The following is a 3,093-nucleotide window of genomic DNA, read 5'->3' on the forward strand; positions in this document are numbered from 1 at the left end:
GCAAGACGGCAACAACACCTACGAATACGACGCGTTCCGCAGAACTAGCGAAGTAACGACGAAAGCTGGTATAACGCAAATAAACCGCTACGATGCCGAAGGCCTGCGCTATGAAATGGAAGAAAACGGCAAGCTCGTACAGTTTATCTTCAACGAAAACAAGGAAGTGATAACGGAACAGGAAGGGGAAAACATCACCCGACTAATTCGCACCAGCGACCTCTGGGCGATGGAAGCCAACCCCGAGAAAGCCTGGTATCACTATGCCAGCGATGAACAGGGAAGTACTGTATTCATCACGGGAAAGAATGGCGATGTAAAGAATCGCTACACCTACGACGCGTTTGGTAATACAATAGAATCGGAAGAACAGATTCCCAATCGATACCAGTACACGGGCCAGCAGCTAGACCCGCTAACTCAGCAATACTACCTGCGCGCAAGATTCTATAATCCAGCAATTGCTAGATTCACACAGGAAGACGAATATCACGGCGACGGGTTGAATCTGTATGCCTACTGCGCGAATGACCCTGTGGATTATTATGATCCGAGTGGGTATTATAAAAATCCAGTAAAGACTCCAGCTGAAAGAGCAAAAGAAAAAGGATTTAATGGTATAAAAACTACGAAAAATGGAGGGCCTGATTTTAGTGGAACTGATTATATAAAAAAATTGGATGATGGAACAGAAATGTCAACAAAAATAAAAATGACAGGAACAAGACGAGGTGACTTTAAAGAAGCTAATAAACAATTTGGAATTCCTGGTGCTAATCCGCCGGCAGGATATACATGGCATCATGTGGATGATTTTAATTCGGTAGATAAAACATGTACTATGCAATTAGTGAAAAAAGATGCTCATCGATCAACTTACCCACATAAGGGGGCTTGTGGGCAATTTGATGATTATTTTAATGAGAATATTTATAACAAGTCTAAAAGGAGATAATAATGGATAATAGAATAAATAATTCTTGGGAAATTTTAACGGATGATGATATAAAGAAAGTTGAAAAAATATTAAACATAGAACTTCCTAGAGAAATAAGAACTTTTTATTTAAAAAATAATGGAGGGAGGCCAGAACGTGATATATTTTATAGTGATGGATATGAGTATATGGTTAATGAATTTTATCCATTGATATTAAAAAATATGGGGGATAGCGTTGTGAAGGTGCATCGGGAACTAAAAGATGTTTTGCCTGATTGGTTTATAGTTATAGGAGATGATGGAGGTGATGGATTATATGGATTTAGTATATACACTAAAGAGCTTGGCGCTATATATTATTGGGAAGGTGATTATGATTATGGTGAAAACCCAGAGGATCATGTTGTATATTTGAGTGAATCAATAGAGACATTCTTAGATGGGATGGTTTGTGGTGATTGATGATGAAGTGAATTATCTAATTTTATACGATTATAAATATAAAAAAGGAAGATGTAAGCAGGGGATGACTTTTGTTGGAACAATTTATTATAAAAAATAAAGATTGAGAAATTAAAAGCTGTGTACGAATGCGAATACCTTGTTCATGGCTTTTCTAACTAAAATGACTACGATGCCAAAGGCCGTTGTATCTACCATCAGGATGCCGGCCAGCTCATTGCGAGCCGGGAGGGCATGACCTATGCTACGACGTATCGCTATGACTTAGCCGGCAACAAGCTGGAGGAGCGCAAAGCCGTAGCCGAAAAAGACGATGCCATCCAGTACAGCCTGCGGCGCTGGACGTATGATGCGAACAACAACATCACGGAGGAAAAGACCTGGCTGACGCCCCAAAGCGAAACAAGTGCCAGCGGCCTGACGCGGACTATCCGGAAGGAATACGACGCACAGAACCGGCTAGTTCGCGTGACTGACAACCTTGGCGCGGAGGTCAAATACACTTACAACAGCATCGGCAAGCGGACGGAGGAGAAAAGGAAAATCAACGGCGAAGAAACGCAGTATATCAAGTACGCGTACGATGCCGCTGGCCGCCTGCTGGAGCGGGCAGAAAAACGCAATCCCAAGCGTAACCGCAAGTGGTGGGCGACAACCTGTTATGCCTACGATGCCGATGGCAACATCACGGCGATACAATTGCCCGACGGCAGCAAAATCCAACGCGCCTATGATGCCATGGACAGGCTGACCACTGAAACGGTGGTGGATAACGCCTCGGGGCAGCAAAATACGACGCGGTTTGCCTACGACAAGGCAGGCAACATCATCCGCATTACAGACGATTGCGGCCGCGACGAAAGCTTCGCCTACAACCTGATGAACCAGCGGACAGAGAAAATCTCCAGCGAAGGCCGCACGCAGAAAATTGTCTACGATAAAGAAGGAAATATCACGGAGCGGCAGCTGCCGCAAGATATGTCGTACCGCTATCAATACGATAGCGCCGGTCGGCTGACCGCAGTCATCGGTACGGATGGCAAGCTGCTCGAAACCGTCGCCTATGATCGCGCGGGCCGCCGCATCAAGGTGGAGACCGCTGGTGGCAGTGGCGCAAGCTACGCCTACACCGCCGCAGGCTGGCAAACGCATATCGAAACCAAGGGAGGCGCAAGCCAATCCTATCACTACGACGCCCTCGGCAATATCACGGGCATCATCGACGGCAATGGCAACGAGACGACATACTTGCTCGACAGCTGGGGCCGCATCACCGAAATCCGCAAAGCGGACGGCAGCAAAGAAAACTACGCCTACGACTTTGCGGGTAACATCACCGAAGCTGTCGATGGCAACGGCAACAAGCGGACGTATGCGTATGACGATAACAATCAGCTGAAGTGCATCACCTACCCCGACGGCAGTCAGGAGCAGTATCACTACACCGCTGATGGTAAACTAATCCAATTCCAAGACCGCAATGGTATAACGAATGAGTACCAGTGGAATGTCTACGGCAGTCTTATCGAGCGCAAGGCAGGCAATCTGCGCAATAGCTATGAATATGCACCCAATGGGCAATTGACCGCCGCTATCTCCAATGGTATGGACTACCGCTACACCTACGACAAAGACGGCCTGCTGCTCAATAAGAAAGCCAGCGGCAAAACGCTTTTGGCCTATACCTACGAT

The 3,093-nt window shown here is 46.3% G+C and carries 2 protein-coding genes and 1 pseudogene; all 3 read left to right on the top strand.

Going from position 1 to position 3,093, the window contains the following annotated elements:
• The coding region (locus FZ041_RS14235) for an RHS repeat-associated core domain-containing protein (protein WP_187626398.1) at positions 1-955 on the top strand (955 nt) is incomplete at its 5' end.
• A gap of 2 nt (positions 956-957) precedes the next feature.
• Positions 958-1,401, top strand: coding sequence for an SMI1/KNR4 family protein (locus FZ041_RS14240; RefSeq protein ID WP_149190050.1), 444 nt, complete (start codon positions 958-960; stop codon positions 1,399-1,401).
• Between the two features lie 234 nt (positions 1,402-1,635).
• Positions 1,636-3,093: pseudogene (locus FZ041_RS14245) on the top strand (RHS repeat-associated core domain-containing protein); the annotation flags it as partial.

The organism is Pseudoselenomonas caprae (genome assembly GCF_008271345.1).
Taxonomy (GTDB): domain Bacteria; phylum Bacillota; class Negativicutes; order Selenomonadales; family Selenomonadaceae; genus Selenomonas_A; species Selenomonas_A caprae.